Below are 13,671 nucleotides of genomic sequence, written 5' to 3'. Positions count from 1 at the left end.
GGTTGTCCCGAAAATACCCTTTTCCGAGGGCGTGTCAAACGAATTCGCCAAACTACCATCCATGAGAGGTGTTGCTTAACAGCCGCCTCGAAACAAAATCAGGCCGCCCCAAGTGGCGACCTGATGTCGGTAAGCGTGCGTTCCATCCTCGCGGATTAGAAGTCGATCTGGCAACGCATGGCGTAAATATCGGCCGAGCTGACGCCGAGCGTCGGATCATTCAAACGTGAGTTGATGTAGTTGAACTGGAACTTGGTGTGCGCGTTCACATACCAGTTCAAGCCCAGCGTAGCGTCGTTCATCTGACGACCTGGCCCTGGGCTAGGTGGCGTGTTGGCCGAAAGCCAATCGCCGTTGAAGTCGACAAACGAATAGCGTGCCGCCAGTTCCCAGGCACCCCAGTAGCCGCAGTAAGGATCGAAGTCGTGGAAAGGTACGACGCGACCAAACACGGCACTCTTCTTGTTGTACTGCAGGCTTTCACCAGTCAGGCTATAGCGAACTTGGGCATAGGCACCTTCGATCGTTTGCGTCGGTCCGCCACCACGCTGATTGAGCGTCGTCCAGCGCGCTTCCGACTGCATCACAAGGCGACCATACTTGGCGGCAAGCTCAACGTTGAACGAGTCGACGTAATCGACCGGCACGTTGCCGGTATCGACAAATGGTGGCACGCTGATGTTTGGATTCGGGGCGGTATCGACTACCTGGATTTCAGGCTGCGAAGCAAACCGAACCGAGTTTCGCGAGGGGTTCGCATAGTAGTAGTCGGCACCGACGTGAATCAGTTGTTCCCCTTCGCACGCATAGAACGGCAATGCCGTAATACGACCAGCGCCGGCATAACCACCATCGTCGCCGGCATTGTCGCCGAAGCCATCGCTCGGGTACCGGAACACCGAGCTCGCCCAGGTCACCGACTCGGCTTCGTTGTTCCCAAAGAACCCGATGCCCGTTTGCCGGAACGGCGCCATCGAGAAGCTCGACGAGCGTTCGAGGAAAGGAATTTCGCGGATACTCGTCAATTCATCCATGCCATAAGGCTGACGCCAACGACCGATGCGGATGTTCTGGAGCAGGGGAGCGTTCGAGTAAGTGACCCACAAATCGACAAACGTTGCCTGGCTGGCAGCGAAGTCGAACTCCATGATGTACGACCAGTCTTCGGCCAGATTGCCTTTGCCCGCCAAACGAGCGCGGCGAAAGTCCCAACCATCTTGCAGGTCGCCAACCGTTGCCAGGTTGTTGCCGCTTTGCCCGAACCAGACCGAGTCGAGATGGAAGAAGCCGGTCAGCTGGACGGTTGGATACTTCTTTTTGTCGGCCGGTGCGCAGTCGACACAAGGGACCAGAATATTGTCGGCGTTTACGACCCAGCCTGCCTCTTGCGCCGGGACAGTGCCGGTGGAAGGGGTGTTCACTTGGTTGCGAAGCATTTGTATTTCCGCTTCGAGTTGCGACAAGCGCAATTCGACATCGGAATCGGGCACAATATCCTGCCCGAAAAGTGGCTGCGTAACGACAAGGATAGCCAGCGTCGTTAGCCACTGGAGAGACCTATGCATTTTCATCTGAAACTCGCTAGTTTCATAATTCCTTCAACTGAACGAATTCTCAGTGGGGATGCAGTATAGAATCGGCGTGGCGAAACGCTGGTTTCAATCATTGTTGTGCTGGCGAAAGAGAACCCAGCAAAACAAAGGGCTTCCTTCCTGCATTCGCCCACGATGCACTGCAAGGCTAGCAGCGCATTCACGATAGACTCTTCTCAATTGCTAGAGCGACTAGTGAGCTTTCAGAAACAGCTCGTGCTTCCGCTTCGAGATCCCTCGTAGCGTTCCGAGCAGTTGCTCGTGAAAGTCAGGAAAGAATTCATCACTGAACTTCGACGGATCGACCGGCTCGAGTGCGGCCAGCAATGTCTCGACCTCGGCTAGCGACAACCACGCGAACACGCAGCCATCGTGCTCGATCGCTTTGCCACGCAGCGGGCGGCCTTCGTCCAGGTACTGCAGCAGTTTCTGGGCATCGTCTGCGATCTGCTCTTCGACTTCGGCTCGGTAGGGGTCCCAAATGTAATAGTGCTTCCAGTCTTCGTTGATCGGGTACTTCCAGAATTTCTCCAACTTCAGGTGATCGATCATCGCGGTTACCAGGTAATTCCATTCGCCTGGTTCTTTGTCGGGTGGCGTTTCGCAAAGGATCATTTCCTGCAGCGATTCGCGGGCTTCTTCAAGTTGCTCGTCGATCTCTTCCTGCTCGTCTTCGTCCGGCTCCTCGCCATACTCTTCTTCCAATTCCAGACGCGTGACCTCGACCAAGGCGTCGACTAGTTGCTGATCGCCGGAAGCAATCGCTTCGCGGATCGGATCGAGCGAGGGAACCGAGAGAACAAAGGTACGCGTCGACATAAGAAGAGACCTCGGACAAGATGCTAGCGATGTCCCTGCCAAGGAGGGATTCGCTTATCAGGCTATCCGGTCGGGATGCCAAGTCAAACAAATTCCATCGACATCATGGGAACCAAACTGGCGCATTGGGTTTGACCTGGATTCTGATATTTCGTACCTATGCCGCACGCGTGGCCGGAACTTTAATTTTTCCACACCTCAACCGGCCAAATTCCTGGGAAAGTTTCGTCGACGTGCTATCACGTTTCACCCCAATTCGACTCGCACTGGTTGCCCTCGCCGCGATTGCCATGTTTGGTGGCTGCCGCACGACCGATTCGTCGGTGCAGCTTCTCGAGTCGGAGCTGCGCTATCTGGAAGACAAGGTTTATGCCTTGCAGGATGTGGTGCAGCAAAAGGAATCGCAGATCGAATCGGTCCGCCGCGAAAACGAAACCCTCCGTCGCCAGTTGGGCCTTCCGCAAGGAACGGCCAGTGCCGCGACCGACTCGCTGCCATCTCCATCGTTCAATCGACGTTCGAGTTCGTCTCGTCCGGGGGTCGACGATCTTTCAGGCCCAGTCATCGAACTGGGAGAATCAAGCGACCTGCCAGACCTAGAAGGGGTCGCCCCAGGGCCAGAGTTCCTCGATGGCCCGGTGCTACAACAGTTTGATCCCAACGAAGAAGTCGTTACCGACCGCGTGATCACCCAGATGGTACTCAACCCGAAGCTGACCGGCGGCTACGATGTCGACGGCGTGCCTGGGGATGAAGGGGTGATGGTGGTCATCGAACCGCAAAACGAGGCAGGCCAGTACGTCGATTCGCCAGGCCCGGTTTCGGTTGTGCTGCTGGATCCGGCTTACTCGGGCGAAGAAGCCTTCGTCGGGCGCTGGGACTACGACACCACCGACTCGGCCAAGTACCTCAAACGAACGCTGCTGGGCAAAGGGATTCATCTGAAGATTCCGTGGTCAGAAGGGAAGCCAGAGCACGAATCGCTGCAGCTCCACGTTCGGTACACCAACGATCGGGGCGAAGTGCTGCAAGAGAAGAAAAACATCCAGATCGATCTGCGAGGCAAAGACTCGGCTCGCTGGACCCCGGCATCCGCACCGCTTCCGAATCCACGGACCGCTTCCAAACCGGAAGAAGCCGCCGACGATGCCCAACAGACCGAACGCCCTGGCCTGTTTAAAAAGCCACTCTGGAAGCCGTTTCGTTAAGCTTCTCGCCTGAAACGACACCACTTTTTCAGGCTACACGCCAACAGCTCCATGGCATGATCCCAAGAGAAACTCTATGGGAGCCACAATGTTCTTTCTATAGATATTACTCGTTGGCATAACGGCACTTACGATTTGCAAGAAATCGTTCTGCATTGCGCGATTCGCCTCTTGTGGGATGCCTTGATTGGGCTAGGATTGCGTCCGCCAACCCGTTATTGAGATCGAGTATCTGTCGGCAGCCAGTCTCACATAGACGAGCCAAAACCCCACCTCGGCCGTCTCGACTCAAACCCCACGAACTTAGAAGAGTGAGACTTCAACTATGCTCCGAAAAATGAGTCGGTCCCAGGGACGACTGCGCGCGTTCACTTTGGTCGAGCTGCTTGTCGTCATCGCCATCATCGGCATTCTGATTGCCTTGCTGCTGCCGGCCGTCCAGCAGGCACGCGAAGCTGCTCGGCGGATGCAGTGCAAAAACAATCTCCGTCAGATCTCGCTCGGGATGACCAACTTCGAGCACACCTACGGCTACTATCCCTATTCCCGAACGGGTTCGCTGTGGCGCATCTTGGCGTACGTCGAACAGCCTCGCCTGGCGGACGAGCTCAATGCATTGGTCTACCCAGGTCAGCCTTACGGGTACAACGGCAGCCTCGGTGCCGGTTGGCCGCCCGAAGCGAAGGCCTTGTTCAACACGGCGCTGTCGGTCTTTCAGTGCCCTAGCTCGCCAGGCGATCGAACGATCATCGCCAGCGACAGTGCTGGTGACTTCCCGGTTCAAGCGACCGATTACACGACGCCTCGGATTCCTTCGATGCGTCCGATTGGGCACCCGCTGTATTATCAGCCGGGCCAGCCGCAGATGAACATGAACACGGCCATGACCCCAGCCGGCTCGCGTAACACCGATCCTCGGAACAAGGGTGCCAAAGCAGGCGAGATCACCGACGGCTTCAGCAACACGTTGATGTTCTATGAATGTGGTGGAGCCCCGCAGCTTTGGGTCAAAGGAAAAGTGGTCGCCGATACCGGTATCAATCAGGCCTGGGCCGGCGGTGGCGATGGCGTGAAGATGCGAGCCTATCGCGACGACAACTTGACCGCGAGCACCAGCAGCACGAACCGTGGCATCGGCACCGAGTCGAATCCATCGACGCCGACCAATGCGTACGACCCAAGCGCCGAAGCGGCCTGGGAAGCGACCATCGACGAGCAGCCGGGCATCTACAAGTTCATTGGCCACACGAACAAGAGCCAGCCTTACAGCTTCCATCCAGGCATTGTGAATATTGCCTTGTGCGATGGTTCCGGCCAGTCGTTGACCGAAGGGGTCGAGCTCGGAACGTTTCTGAACTTGCTACTGCGTGACGATGGCCTGATCGTCGGCGAATACTAAGTAGCATTGCCATTCGAAAACAAAAAAGGCGACACTCTTGCAAGCGTCGCCTTTTCGTTAAACCTGTGCGGTTGTGGCCTAGGCCGACTTGCGACGAGCGGTTGTCTCGAGGCTCGCTTCGATGCCGTAGAATCGCGCGATCGACGAAACCACGTGGCGCTGTTCGACAGCGGTCAGTTCCGGGAAGATCGGCAGCGCCAACACTTCTTCGGCAGCCTTTTCGGTCTCTGGCAGCGGTGACAGTTCTTCTTTCAGGCCGGCAAAGCACTGCTGCTGATGCAGTGGAACCGGGTAGTAGATTTCACTACCGATCTTCAGATCGGCCAGATGCTTGCGAAGCGAATCGCGTCCGCCGCGTGGTACGCGAATGGTGTACTGATTCCAGACGTGCGTGTTGCCTGCTTCTTCGGTCGGAAGCTTCAACACCAGGTCGAGACCACACTGGCTGAACAGTTCGTGATAACGCTGAGCGTTCTCGCGACGCATGTCGGTCCACTTGACCATGTGCTTCATCTTCACGTTCAAGGCAGCCGCCTGAAGCGTATCGAGGCGGCTGTTGATGCCAACCACTTGATGATAGTAACGAGGTTCCATGCCGTGACCTCGCAGCAGCTTCAGCTTGGCAGCGAAATCTTCGTCACTGGTGACCAGCATGCCGCCGTCACCCATCCCGCCAAGGTTCTTGGTCGGGTAGAAGCTGATGCAGCCAGCCAGGCTCATGCTGCCGGCTCGCTGACCGTTGTGTTCCGCCAGGATGGCCTGAGCAGCGTCTTCGATGACCGGAATGCCATGCATCGCGGCGATCTTGTTGATCTCGGTCATGTTGGCACATTGGCCGAACAAGTGAACCGGAATAATCGCCTTGGTGTTCGGCGTGATTTGTTCCTGGATCCGGGCAGGATCGATGTTGAACGAGGTTGGTTCGATGTCGACGAACACTGGCTTAGCGCCCAGTCGCCAAACGCAACTGGCGGTGGCGAAGAACGTGAAGCTCGGAACGAGGACTTCATCGCCAGGACCGATGTCCAACGCCATCATCGTCAACAACAGGGCATCGCTACCCGAAGCGCAGCCAATACCGAACTTGGCTTGCGAAGCGGCCGCACAGGTTTCTTCCAACTGGAAGACATCCGGGCCAAACAGAAATCGACCTGAGTCGAGAACCGACTCAAAGGCCGCCATGAATTCTTCTTTCAGCGGTGCATTGCCACGACTGATATCGAGCAGTGGAACCTGAGAAACACCGGTCGCGTCCATGCCATTCTTTGCTGTCGTCATCCCTGACATCCTTGAATTATTCAATCGTGGTCCACGCGGCACTTAGGTGGCTTCCTGCCTATTTGTGCCGGCACGGTCAGCGAAAACGATAGGAGGATTGGCATTAAGGGTCAAGGTCAAGCCGCAGGAACCGACGGGGTTCAGATAAGTAAGGCTGAACACTCGCTGATATCGCGGTTTTGCCACACAGAAAGTGGATAAATCACTCCCTATGCTAGCACTCCCAGTCGATGCTTCCCTTCCTGATTCCCCTGGCAGAAATGACCACTGTCGACATCCAGGCAGGTCAGCCAACCGTCGCCGTAGACCCACGTATCGATCACGATCGAGTGGCCAACATCTAGCGGCAGGCCTGATTTCTGCGAGGTATGCCCACAAATCACCTTCTTGCCACTTCGATGCGGCCCGCGGTTGGTGAAGCGGTTCCAGAACAAAGTCGTCTCGTCCTGGCGATCGAGCGGGACCTCGGGCAAGACGTTCGCATGCACGAAGATGGTGTCGTCGGTTTCGAAGTAAGGCTGGCAAATCGATTTCAGGAACTGCCAATGCCGCTCGGGGACAAGGTCGAGGCTCCCATCCGCGGCGTCGTCTTCGACATAGGATGCAAGTGTTTCTTCGCCGCCATAGCCTAGCCACGAAAGATACATCCCTTGGTCTTCGCGAGCGGTCAGCATCATGATCTCGTGATTGCCGATCAGGCAGGTCACCTCGTGCTGCTCACGAAGCTGCAAGATTCGATCGATCACTCCACGAGAGTCGGGGCCCCGATCGACATAGTCGCCGAGAAAGAAAAGACGATCGTCCTTATGAGGCTGGACGATCGTCAAAACGGTTTCGAGTGCGGTCAGGCAACCATGCACGTCGCCTATCGCCAGATTACGCAACGGTGATCCTTTACTGTCTCTATGCGGCGTCCTAGCGGACGGCAACTTCTTTACGGCAGGAACTCGATACAGCAAGGGTTGGGAACCAGAATCTGATTGCCGGTTGGCTTCAGGGTACCAATCTTCTGATCGATCTCCAGCACGACAATGTTGCTGGTGTCTTGGTTCGCCACCAACAAGTAGCGACCATCGGGAGTGATCTGGAAATGACGCGGAGTCTTGCCGAAGGTGCTCGTCCGATCGATCGGTAGCACCAGGCCGGTTTCGTGATCGATCCGGAAGGTCACGATACTGTCGTCGCCACGGTTCGAACAGTACAACCATTGGCCGCGGGGGTGAATGTAAACTTCCGCTGTGGTGTTGTTTCCTACAAAGTCTTCCGGCAGCGTCGCGACACGTTGCAGGTGTTCGCTGGCACCTGTCGACGGATCGAATGCATAAACGTCCAGCGTCGAGTCGATTTCATTCAGCAGATAGACACGCGTTCCCAAATCATTCATCGCCAAGTGACGCGGGCCCGAGCCGGGCTTCACAGGGATGAACGGAGGATCGTTCAGCTTCATTTCGCCCGTCTTAGGATCGACGACGCGGTAAATCATCACCTTGTCGAGACCAAGATCAACCGAAAGTGCCAACAGCGAGCCCGGCACCAGGTACATGCCATGGCCATGCGGTCCCTTCTGGCGACCTTCGTTGATGCTCGATCCTTCATGCAGGAAGAGCGACGTTGCCGGAGCAAGCTGCCCTTCTTCCCCCAGAGGTAGCGTCGCGAACGAGCCGCCACCGTAATTTGAGACCATCAGGAAGTTCTTACTGCGTGGCAGCGAGACATGGCAAGGGCCACGACCGCCGGACGCTTCCTGGTTGATCAACCTCAGCGAACCATCTTCCTCGATCGCGAAGGCCGAAACGGCACCCGTGTCTAGATCGGCGAAGTTCGAGATCTCGCCAACCGCGTACAGATTCTTGCGATCGGGGGTCGTTACCAGGAACGAGGGGTTCTCGATCTCGGCCACCAGGCGAGGGGGCAACAGGGTCCCATCGTGCAGATTCAAATCACTGGCGTAAATCCCTTTGCTATCCCCTTTGGTGTAAGTCCCAATGTAGAACCGCAGCAGCGGGGCATTGGGCTTGGTCAGGTCGATTACCTTGGAATGTTGCTGGGCAAACAGGCCCTGAGGGACCAGCGCAGCCGCCGCAAGCGTCAGAAAAGCCAGCGTTGTACGTCGAGTTAGCATTGGGTGAATCTCCAGATTTGGGGTAGGAACGATCTATTGTACTTCCCCCTTTGGGACAAAGCACGCATCTCACCCAAGGTGAAGCGGCTTGTTTTGTCTTGTCCCAGATCGGCTGCTATGGGAAAATTAAACGATTCCCACCCGCCGATCCTTCCCGCACGACTGGGCTCATGATTCGATTCGCTGCATTCTCGGCCACGCTATTGCTTGCGAGCCTTTGCCAGGCCGCACCTGCCCAGGTCATCGATCCGTCGCAGCCGGCGCTACGAAAGCCTGAGGCTTTGGTCCTTAGCCATGATGGACAGTTTCTTTTGACCGCCAACCGTGGCACCGGAACGGTTTCGATCGTCGACCGGGCCGAGCGGAAACTGCTTGGCGAATGGCAAGTGGGCCAATCGATCGTGGAACTGCAGCCTTTGCCGAACAACCGCTACGTCGCACTCGATGGCCAATCGCACGAAGCCATTCTGCTGTCGCACGTCGACGGGCAGTTGGCGATTCAGTCGAAGGCCAAGCTCCCACACTCCCCAGTCAAAGCCGATGTCAGCCCAGACGGGCAGCAGATTGTGGTCAGTTGCCTTTGGCCTCGCAAACTGGTTTCGCTGAATGTGGCAAGCGACCAACTGGTCGTTGCCCAAGAGCGCGTCCTGCCGTTTGCTCCCCGGGTCGTGTTGTTCGTGCCGGATGGCCAAACGGTTCTGCTCGGCGACAACTTCGGCGGCAAGCTGGCCAACGTCGATCCGCAGACACTCGAAGTCCGATACATTCGCGAGTTCCCTGCGCACAACATCCGCGCGATGACCCTTTCGCCCGATGGCACGAAATTGCTCCTGGCACACCAGCTTCTTAACAGCCTGGCGGTTACCAACGAGAACGACATCCACTGGGGCTTGCTGATGAGCAACGAGCTGCGGTGGGTGCCGTTGGACATGGTGCTCGACCCGGAAGGGGACTTCTACGGTAACGGTTTCATGCACCCGATCGGCGAGCCCGGCCGAGGTGGCGGCGACCCAACTGACATCGCCGTGATCGACGACCTTCAAGCGATCGTCACCATGGGCGGTACCAGCCAAGTTGGCATCGGCAAGTACGAAGCGTTTGGTTTGTTTCGCGTATCGGTCGGGCAGCATCCGACCTCGGTCGTTGTTTCCCCTGAGAAAGACCTGGCATACGTGACTAATGGCTTCGACGATACCATCTCGCTGGTCGATGTCGAGAAGGCCGAGACGATCGGCAAGATCTCGCTCGGGGCGACGCGAAAGCCAGAGCTGGTCGATCAAGGTGAACAGCTCTTTCACAATGCTCGGCTGTCGATGGAAGGCTGGATGTCTTGTCATAGCTGCCATACCGATGGTCATACCAACGGGCTGAGCAGCGACAACCTCGGCGACAATTCGTACGGCGCCCCGAAGCGGATACTCTCGCTGCTGGGCAAGGCCGACACGGCGCCATTCGGCTGGCTGGCAGTCAGCGACACGATGGAGGCTCAGATCCATAAGTCGGTGAAGAACACGATGCATGGCCGGACGCTCTCCGACGAAGAGACTTCGGCCCTGGCAGCCTATGTGAACAGCCTTCCGCTGCCACCACCGATCGATCAATTGCAGCAAACCCGGGACGAAGCGGCCGTAGCCCATGGCCGGCAGATCTTCCTGCAGAACAACTGCATCAAGTGCCACGCCCCGCCACTGTATACTTCGCGAGAATCGTACGACGTCGGCATGCACGACAAAGAAGGGAACCGCGAGTTCAATCCACCGTCGCTCCGGGGGATCGGACATCGTGATACGTTCTTCCACGATGCCCGGGCGACGTCGTTGCGAGATGTCTTCGAGATCCACGGCCATCAGTTGTCGAGCGATTTGACCGACCAACAACTGAATGACCTGCTCAGCTTTCTGCGAAGCCTGTAAACCGAACGGTTATTTGCCTTCGGCCAGGATCTCAGTCTTCAACCAACCGGTCGCCAGTTCTGGCCAGCCGGTAACTCGCTTGTCGGTTGGACGCAGGCCATAGCCATGTCCACCTTGCGGGAAGATGTGCAGTTCCGCCGGAATACCCAGACGCTTCAGGCCCAGGTAATAGGCAATGCTGCCGGTCGAGCTGATGCGGTCGTCGCTGGTATGAATCATGAAGGCGGGCGGCGTCGATTCATCCACGGCGACTTCTTCGGTTAGCTCGGTGTCTTTGTCTTTCGGATTCAAATAGGCCGGGTAGATCAGCACGCTGAAGTTAGGACGAGCGTTCAACTGGTCCGCTTCATCGACTGCTTCGTAGGTCTTCTCGTCGGCGTTGGAAGCGACGGCAGCCAGATTGCCGCCCGCCGAGAAACCGAGGATCCCAATCTTGTTCGGATCAATCTTCCACTCTTCGGCATGAGCACGCGTCACGCGAATGGCTCGCTGGGCGTCCTTCAATGGATTGACGTAGGCTTCGCCATCTTTTGCCCGAGGAACACGATAGTGCAAGACGACACCGGTCACGCCGATCTCATTCAACCACTTCGCCACTTCGACCCCTTCCAGATCGTAGGCCAAAATGTTGTAACCACCGCCAGGACAGATCACGATGGCGGCGCCGGTATCGATGCTCGGATCAGGCTTGTAGACGGTGATCTTCGGCTTGGTCACCTTGGTGACGCGGCTGCCGATGCGTTCGTCCATCTCTTCGACGATCTCTTCCTTTTCGCCAGCAGCGAGGCCAGGAACTTTGCCCTCGGGCCAAAGATCGAGAGCGACCGGTTCGGCGGCCGAAAGAGGCAGCACCAACGAAACCAACACCAAGGCTAAAGAGAACGACAGAACTTTCATGGGATGCAGTATCTCGAGGAGGAAATGGGGCAGGGAATAGTGCAAATGCTCTTGGCTGAAAATAACCCGCTCTGTCGGCAAATGCAAACGCCTGCTATTTGCTGGTCAGTTCGAGGTCGAAATGATTCGAGCCAGCTTCCACCGTGCGGATCAGCTCCGATTCGCGATTGAATTTCGCCGGCACCTTTTCAGGCACGCCAGGATCTTCGACTCGGCCATTGTCGCCGATCACTTTCTCGCGAAACGTCGTCACGCGGACCTCGTGATCCCCCAGCAATGCTCCCTTCGAGCCGGCGGCGAACTCGATCACAAAGTGACCTGAGTCGTCGGTGATCCCTTCCGCTGTCCGGCCACCTTCGACCGGAACCAGCGCGACGACGGCCTGGGGCAGGGGGCTGCCGTCCAGTGTGACCGTGCCATCGACCGTCCCCAGTTGCGGTCCCGAAGAACCACAACCCGCCAACATGAAACCAAGCAAAACCAATGCGAATGAACGCAGTACCATAGCGACCTCAACTTTCGATGCCGTAGCGAGAAGAAGGAAAACTGTGACTGGCGATTAGTACTCGCCGATCGGATTTCCGTCATTGCGGCAGATGAGGTATTCGTAAACGCTGTCGACGGCCGAGTCGGTGTCGTGATCGATCGTTTCCGCCAGGAAGTGGGTCGAACCATCGAGGAACAAGAACTGAGCGCCGCCCGGATGATTACTGCTGAAACCACGATCGCAATCTTGCGAGTTGGTGCAGTTCAACGGCCAGCGTCCGCCCCCCACGACATACGAATTGCCTTGCAGGCTATGGTTGGCCGTGTCGCCGTTGGCCACAAGCTGTGTGGCAGCTCGCAAGTTACGATCGGCCAGTCGCCAGGTTCGTTCGCCGATGGCAATGGTGTTGCTCGTTCCGTCGGTGAAGTCGGCGAACTTGAAGACGATGCCGTTGGTGTCTTTCGCCATGAACCCATTCCAGGTATCGCGATCGAGCGTGTTGCTGTCGTTCGCCCCGATATAGTTGGCTAAGGCAATCTCGACGCAGCCGCTTCCGGTGCAGTCGGCACTTCCGTCGCCACTACCCGCCGGCACCTTGCGAGCCGTGTTCAGATCGGGACTGGCCGAGGAAGGACATCGGTAGCCGTCGAAGCCTTCTTTGGCAGCCGCCAGGCGAGTGGCATCGTTCAGCGAGACCTCGCCCGGAAGCTTGCCGACCTGCAGCAGATCGTACAGGTTGCTTTGTTCGACTTGTGGAAGCAGGAACGCCGTCCAGGCCCAGGTTCCACACTTCCCTTCCGGACAGCTACTCACGTCCAGGCGAGCCTTGTCGAGCATCATCGCACTGGGGAACTTGCCGTAGGTGTCGTGATAGTTGTGGATGGCCAGGCCAATCTGCTTGAGATTGTTCGAGCATTGCATACGTCGAGCCGCTTCGCGCGCCTGCTGGACAGCAGGAAGCAATAAGGCGATCAGGACGCCAATAATGGCAATCACAACCAATAACTCAACGAGGGTAAACCCTTTTGCACGGGCCATGGGGACCTCCGGGGCGAAGCAAGGAGAGGGAGAGATGGATAAGAGTCATTCAGCTCAATAACGCTGAAGATCTTTGGCAGGAGCTGGCCATCTTATCGCGGGACCCGAGCAATAGAAAGTTTTATTTATTGGTTTTTGCTGTTTCTCCCATTCGACGATTGCCGACGTCAAAAATAGGAGATGGGCGAAGTGTGTTTGACAGCATAACGGCTAGCAATATTAACAGTTAAGAGGCACGCCGTTTGCACCCTAACTAGTCTGCATACCCGGCCTCGCCGAGGATGACGCGAAAGCGGCTTCGAAAGAATTTCCGAGGGAATGGTAAAGAAGCGAAAAACTTCCACCATCTCACCTTGCGGAGAAGGGCCAATTTAAGCGTTAATTATGAGTAACTCTCCTAAACACTCTTATGAATCAGGAACCCAAACAATGGGCCACAAAGCCGTTGTTGTCGTCTCTTTAGACGAACAAATGGCTGGCGGAGCGTATCTTCTGCGAGAAGTCGCCGATGCACTTCAACCAGAATCGCTACCGAATCTTAACTTCCTGGAACCTACGCCGATCGAGGCCATTCACAACGCCGAAAGCCCACTCCCGAAAGGGTTTATGTTTCTCGGTACCGTGATCGCCAAGCGTCCGACTGAAGTCGGCCGACTGACCGATATCGACCTTTGGAATCCATCGGAATACAAGAACGATCTTCTCGGTCCATGGCATCGTCGGATGACCAAGGCCAAGAAGGGCGAGCACATTCCACAGCTCGCTCGGGCACTGTTCCTTCATCACGAAGAGACCATTCGCCCAGATCAAATTGCCGCCACCATCCTGCCAATGGTTCGCCGAATTGGTCTTTGGACGCGATTCTGGAACAACCAGCAGAACAAGAAAGCAACGCCCGCTACCTAAGATTAGCGAGGC

General features: G+C 56.7%; 12 protein-coding genes. 4 read left to right on the top strand and 8 right to left on the bottom strand.

Annotated features, from left to right (window positions below):
- Positions 1 to 155: 155 nt before the first annotated feature.
- Positions 156 to 1,436, bottom strand: coding sequence for an OprO/OprP family phosphate-selective porin (locus ABD890_RS12300; protein WP_345089459.1), 1,281 nt, complete (start codon positions 1,434 to 1,436; stop codon positions 156 to 158).
- Positions 1,437 to 1,784: 348 nt separating this feature from the next.
- The gene (locus ABD890_RS12295; RefSeq protein WP_345089456.1) at positions 1,785 to 2,411 is read right to left on the bottom strand and encodes a hypothetical protein; all 627 of its coding nucleotides are present in this window, start codon (positions 2,409 to 2,411) and stop codon (positions 1,785 to 1,787) included.
- Positions 2,412 to 2,644: 233 nt separating this feature from the next.
- Here ABD890_RS12295 and ABD890_RS12290 point away from each other — a divergent pair, with 233 nt between their 5' ends.
- Both ABD890_RS12290 and ABD890_RS12285 read left to right on the top strand, forming a co-directional pair.
- Complete coding sequence (locus ABD890_RS12290; RefSeq protein ID WP_345089453.1) at positions 2,645 to 3,619, top strand: hypothetical protein; 975 nt, start codon at positions 2,645 to 2,647, stop codon at positions 3,617 to 3,619.
- A gap of 325 nt (positions 3,620 to 3,944) precedes the next feature.
- Entirely contained in the window at positions 3,945 to 5,018 is a 1,074-nt protein-coding gene (locus ABD890_RS12285) for a DUF1559 family PulG-like putative transporter (RefSeq protein ID WP_345089450.1), read from the top strand.
- A gap of 78 nt (positions 5,019 to 5,096) precedes the next feature.
- Here ABD890_RS12285 and ABD890_RS12280 read toward each other — a convergent pair whose 3' ends face one another.
- The 3 genes from ABD890_RS12280 to ABD890_RS12270 all read right to left on the bottom strand — a co-directional run bounded on the left by ABD890_RS12280 (position 5,097) and on the right by ABD890_RS12270 (position 8,418).
- Positions 5,097 to 6,296: a DegT/DnrJ/EryC1/StrS family aminotransferase gene (locus ABD890_RS12280; RefSeq protein WP_345089448.1), complete on the bottom strand. Its 1,200-nt coding sequence runs from the start codon at positions 6,294 to 6,296 to the stop codon at positions 5,097 to 5,099.
- A 209-nt stretch (positions 6,297 to 6,505) separates the two neighbouring features.
- Positions 6,506 to 7,180 (bottom strand): metallophosphoesterase family protein, encoded by a 675-nt coding sequence (locus tag ABD890_RS12275; RefSeq protein WP_345089445.1) that lies wholly within the window; start codon positions 7,178 to 7,180, stop codon positions 6,506 to 6,508.
- 50 nt (positions 7,181 to 7,230) lie between these two features.
- Positions 7,231 to 8,418 carry a lactonase family protein gene (locus ABD890_RS12270; protein ID WP_345089442.1) on the bottom strand — a complete coding sequence of 396 codons (1,188 nt, stop codon included), beginning with the start codon at positions 8,416 to 8,418 and terminating at the stop codon, positions 7,231 to 7,233.
- A gap of 170 nt (positions 8,419 to 8,588) precedes the next feature.
- Between ABD890_RS12270 and ABD890_RS12265 the strand changes: the two genes are divergently transcribed.
- The gene (locus tag ABD890_RS12265) at positions 8,589 to 10,331 is read left to right on the top strand and encodes a cytochrome c peroxidase (protein ID WP_345089439.1); all 1,743 of its coding nucleotides are present in this window, start codon (positions 8,589 to 8,591) and stop codon (positions 10,329 to 10,331) included.
- A gap of 9 nt (positions 10,332 to 10,340) precedes the next feature.
- Here ABD890_RS12265 and ABD890_RS12260 read toward each other — a convergent pair whose 3' ends face one another.
- The 3 genes from ABD890_RS12260 to ABD890_RS12250 form a co-directional block, all read right to left on the bottom strand.
- The gene (locus ABD890_RS12260) at positions 10,341 to 11,228 is read right to left on the bottom strand and encodes an alpha/beta hydrolase (protein WP_345089436.1); all 888 of its coding nucleotides are present in this window, start codon (positions 11,226 to 11,228) and stop codon (positions 10,341 to 10,343) included.
- 94 nt (positions 11,229 to 11,322) lie between these two features.
- Positions 11,323 to 11,733, bottom strand: a complete 411-nt coding sequence (locus ABD890_RS12255) for a carboxypeptidase-like regulatory domain-containing protein (RefSeq protein ID WP_345089433.1) — start codon at positions 11,731 to 11,733, stop codon at positions 11,323 to 11,325.
- A gap of 54 nt (positions 11,734 to 11,787) precedes the next feature.
- Positions 11,788 to 12,753 carry a DUF1559 family PulG-like putative transporter gene (locus ABD890_RS12250; protein ID WP_345089430.1) on the bottom strand — a complete coding sequence of 322 codons (966 nt, stop codon included), beginning with the start codon at positions 12,751 to 12,753 and terminating at the stop codon, positions 11,788 to 11,790.
- 429 nt (positions 12,754 to 13,182) lie between these two features.
- On the opposite strand from ABD890_RS12250, the gene ABD890_RS12245 reads away from it, so the two are divergent.
- Positions 13,183 to 13,659: a hypothetical protein gene (locus tag ABD890_RS12245; protein WP_345089427.1), complete on the top strand. Its 477-nt coding sequence runs from the start codon at positions 13,183 to 13,185 to the stop codon at positions 13,657 to 13,659.
- Positions 13,660 to 13,671: the final 12 nt, after the last annotated feature.

The organism is Bremerella cremea (assembly GCF_039541315.1).
Lineage (GTDB): Bacteria > Planctomycetota > Planctomycetia > Pirellulales > Pirellulaceae > Bremerella > Bremerella cremea.
This window is presented reverse-complemented; position numbering and strand designations above follow the sequence as displayed.

What these genes read in the sequence shown, in the direction of transcription:
- ABD890_RS12280 (WP_345089448.1), bottom strand. Translation starts at nt 6,296, where the DNA reads ATGACGACAGCAAAGAATGGCATGGACGCGACCGGTGTTTCTCAGGTT.
- ABD890_RS12250 (WP_345089430.1), bottom strand. Translation starts at nt 12,753, where the DNA reads ATGGCCCGTGCAAAAGGGTTTACCCTCGTTGAGTTATTGGTTGTGATT.
- ABD890_RS12260 (WP_345089436.1), bottom strand. Translation starts at nt 11,228, where the DNA reads ATGAAAGTTCTGTCGTTCTCTTTAGCCTTGGTGTTGGTTTCGTTGGTG.
- ABD890_RS12265 (WP_345089439.1), top strand. Translation starts at nt 8,589, where the DNA reads ATGATTCGATTCGCTGCATTCTCGGCCACGCTATTGCTTGCGAGCCTT.
- ABD890_RS12300 (WP_345089459.1), bottom strand. Translation starts at nt 1,436, where the DNA reads ATGCTTCGCAACCAAGTGAACACCCCTTCCACCGGCACTGTCCCGGCG.
- ABD890_RS12245 (WP_345089427.1), top strand. Translation starts at nt 13,183, where the DNA reads ATGGGCCACAAAGCCGTTGTTGTCGTCTCTTTAGACGAACAAATGGCT.
- ABD890_RS12255 (WP_345089433.1), bottom strand. Translation starts at nt 11,733, where the DNA reads ATGGTACTGCGTTCATTCGCATTGGTTTTGCTTGGTTTCATGTTGGCG.
- ABD890_RS12295 (WP_345089456.1), bottom strand. Translation starts at nt 2,411, where the DNA reads ATGTCGACGCGTACCTTTGTTCTCTCGGTTCCCTCGCTCGATCCGATC.
- ABD890_RS12270 (WP_345089442.1), bottom strand. Translation starts at nt 8,418, where the DNA reads ATGCTAACTCGACGTACAACGCTGGCTTTTCTGACGCTTGCGGCGGCT.
- ABD890_RS12285 (WP_345089450.1), top strand. Translation starts at nt 3,945, where the DNA reads ATGCTCCGAAAAATGAGTCGGTCCCAGGGACGACTGCGCGCGTTCACT.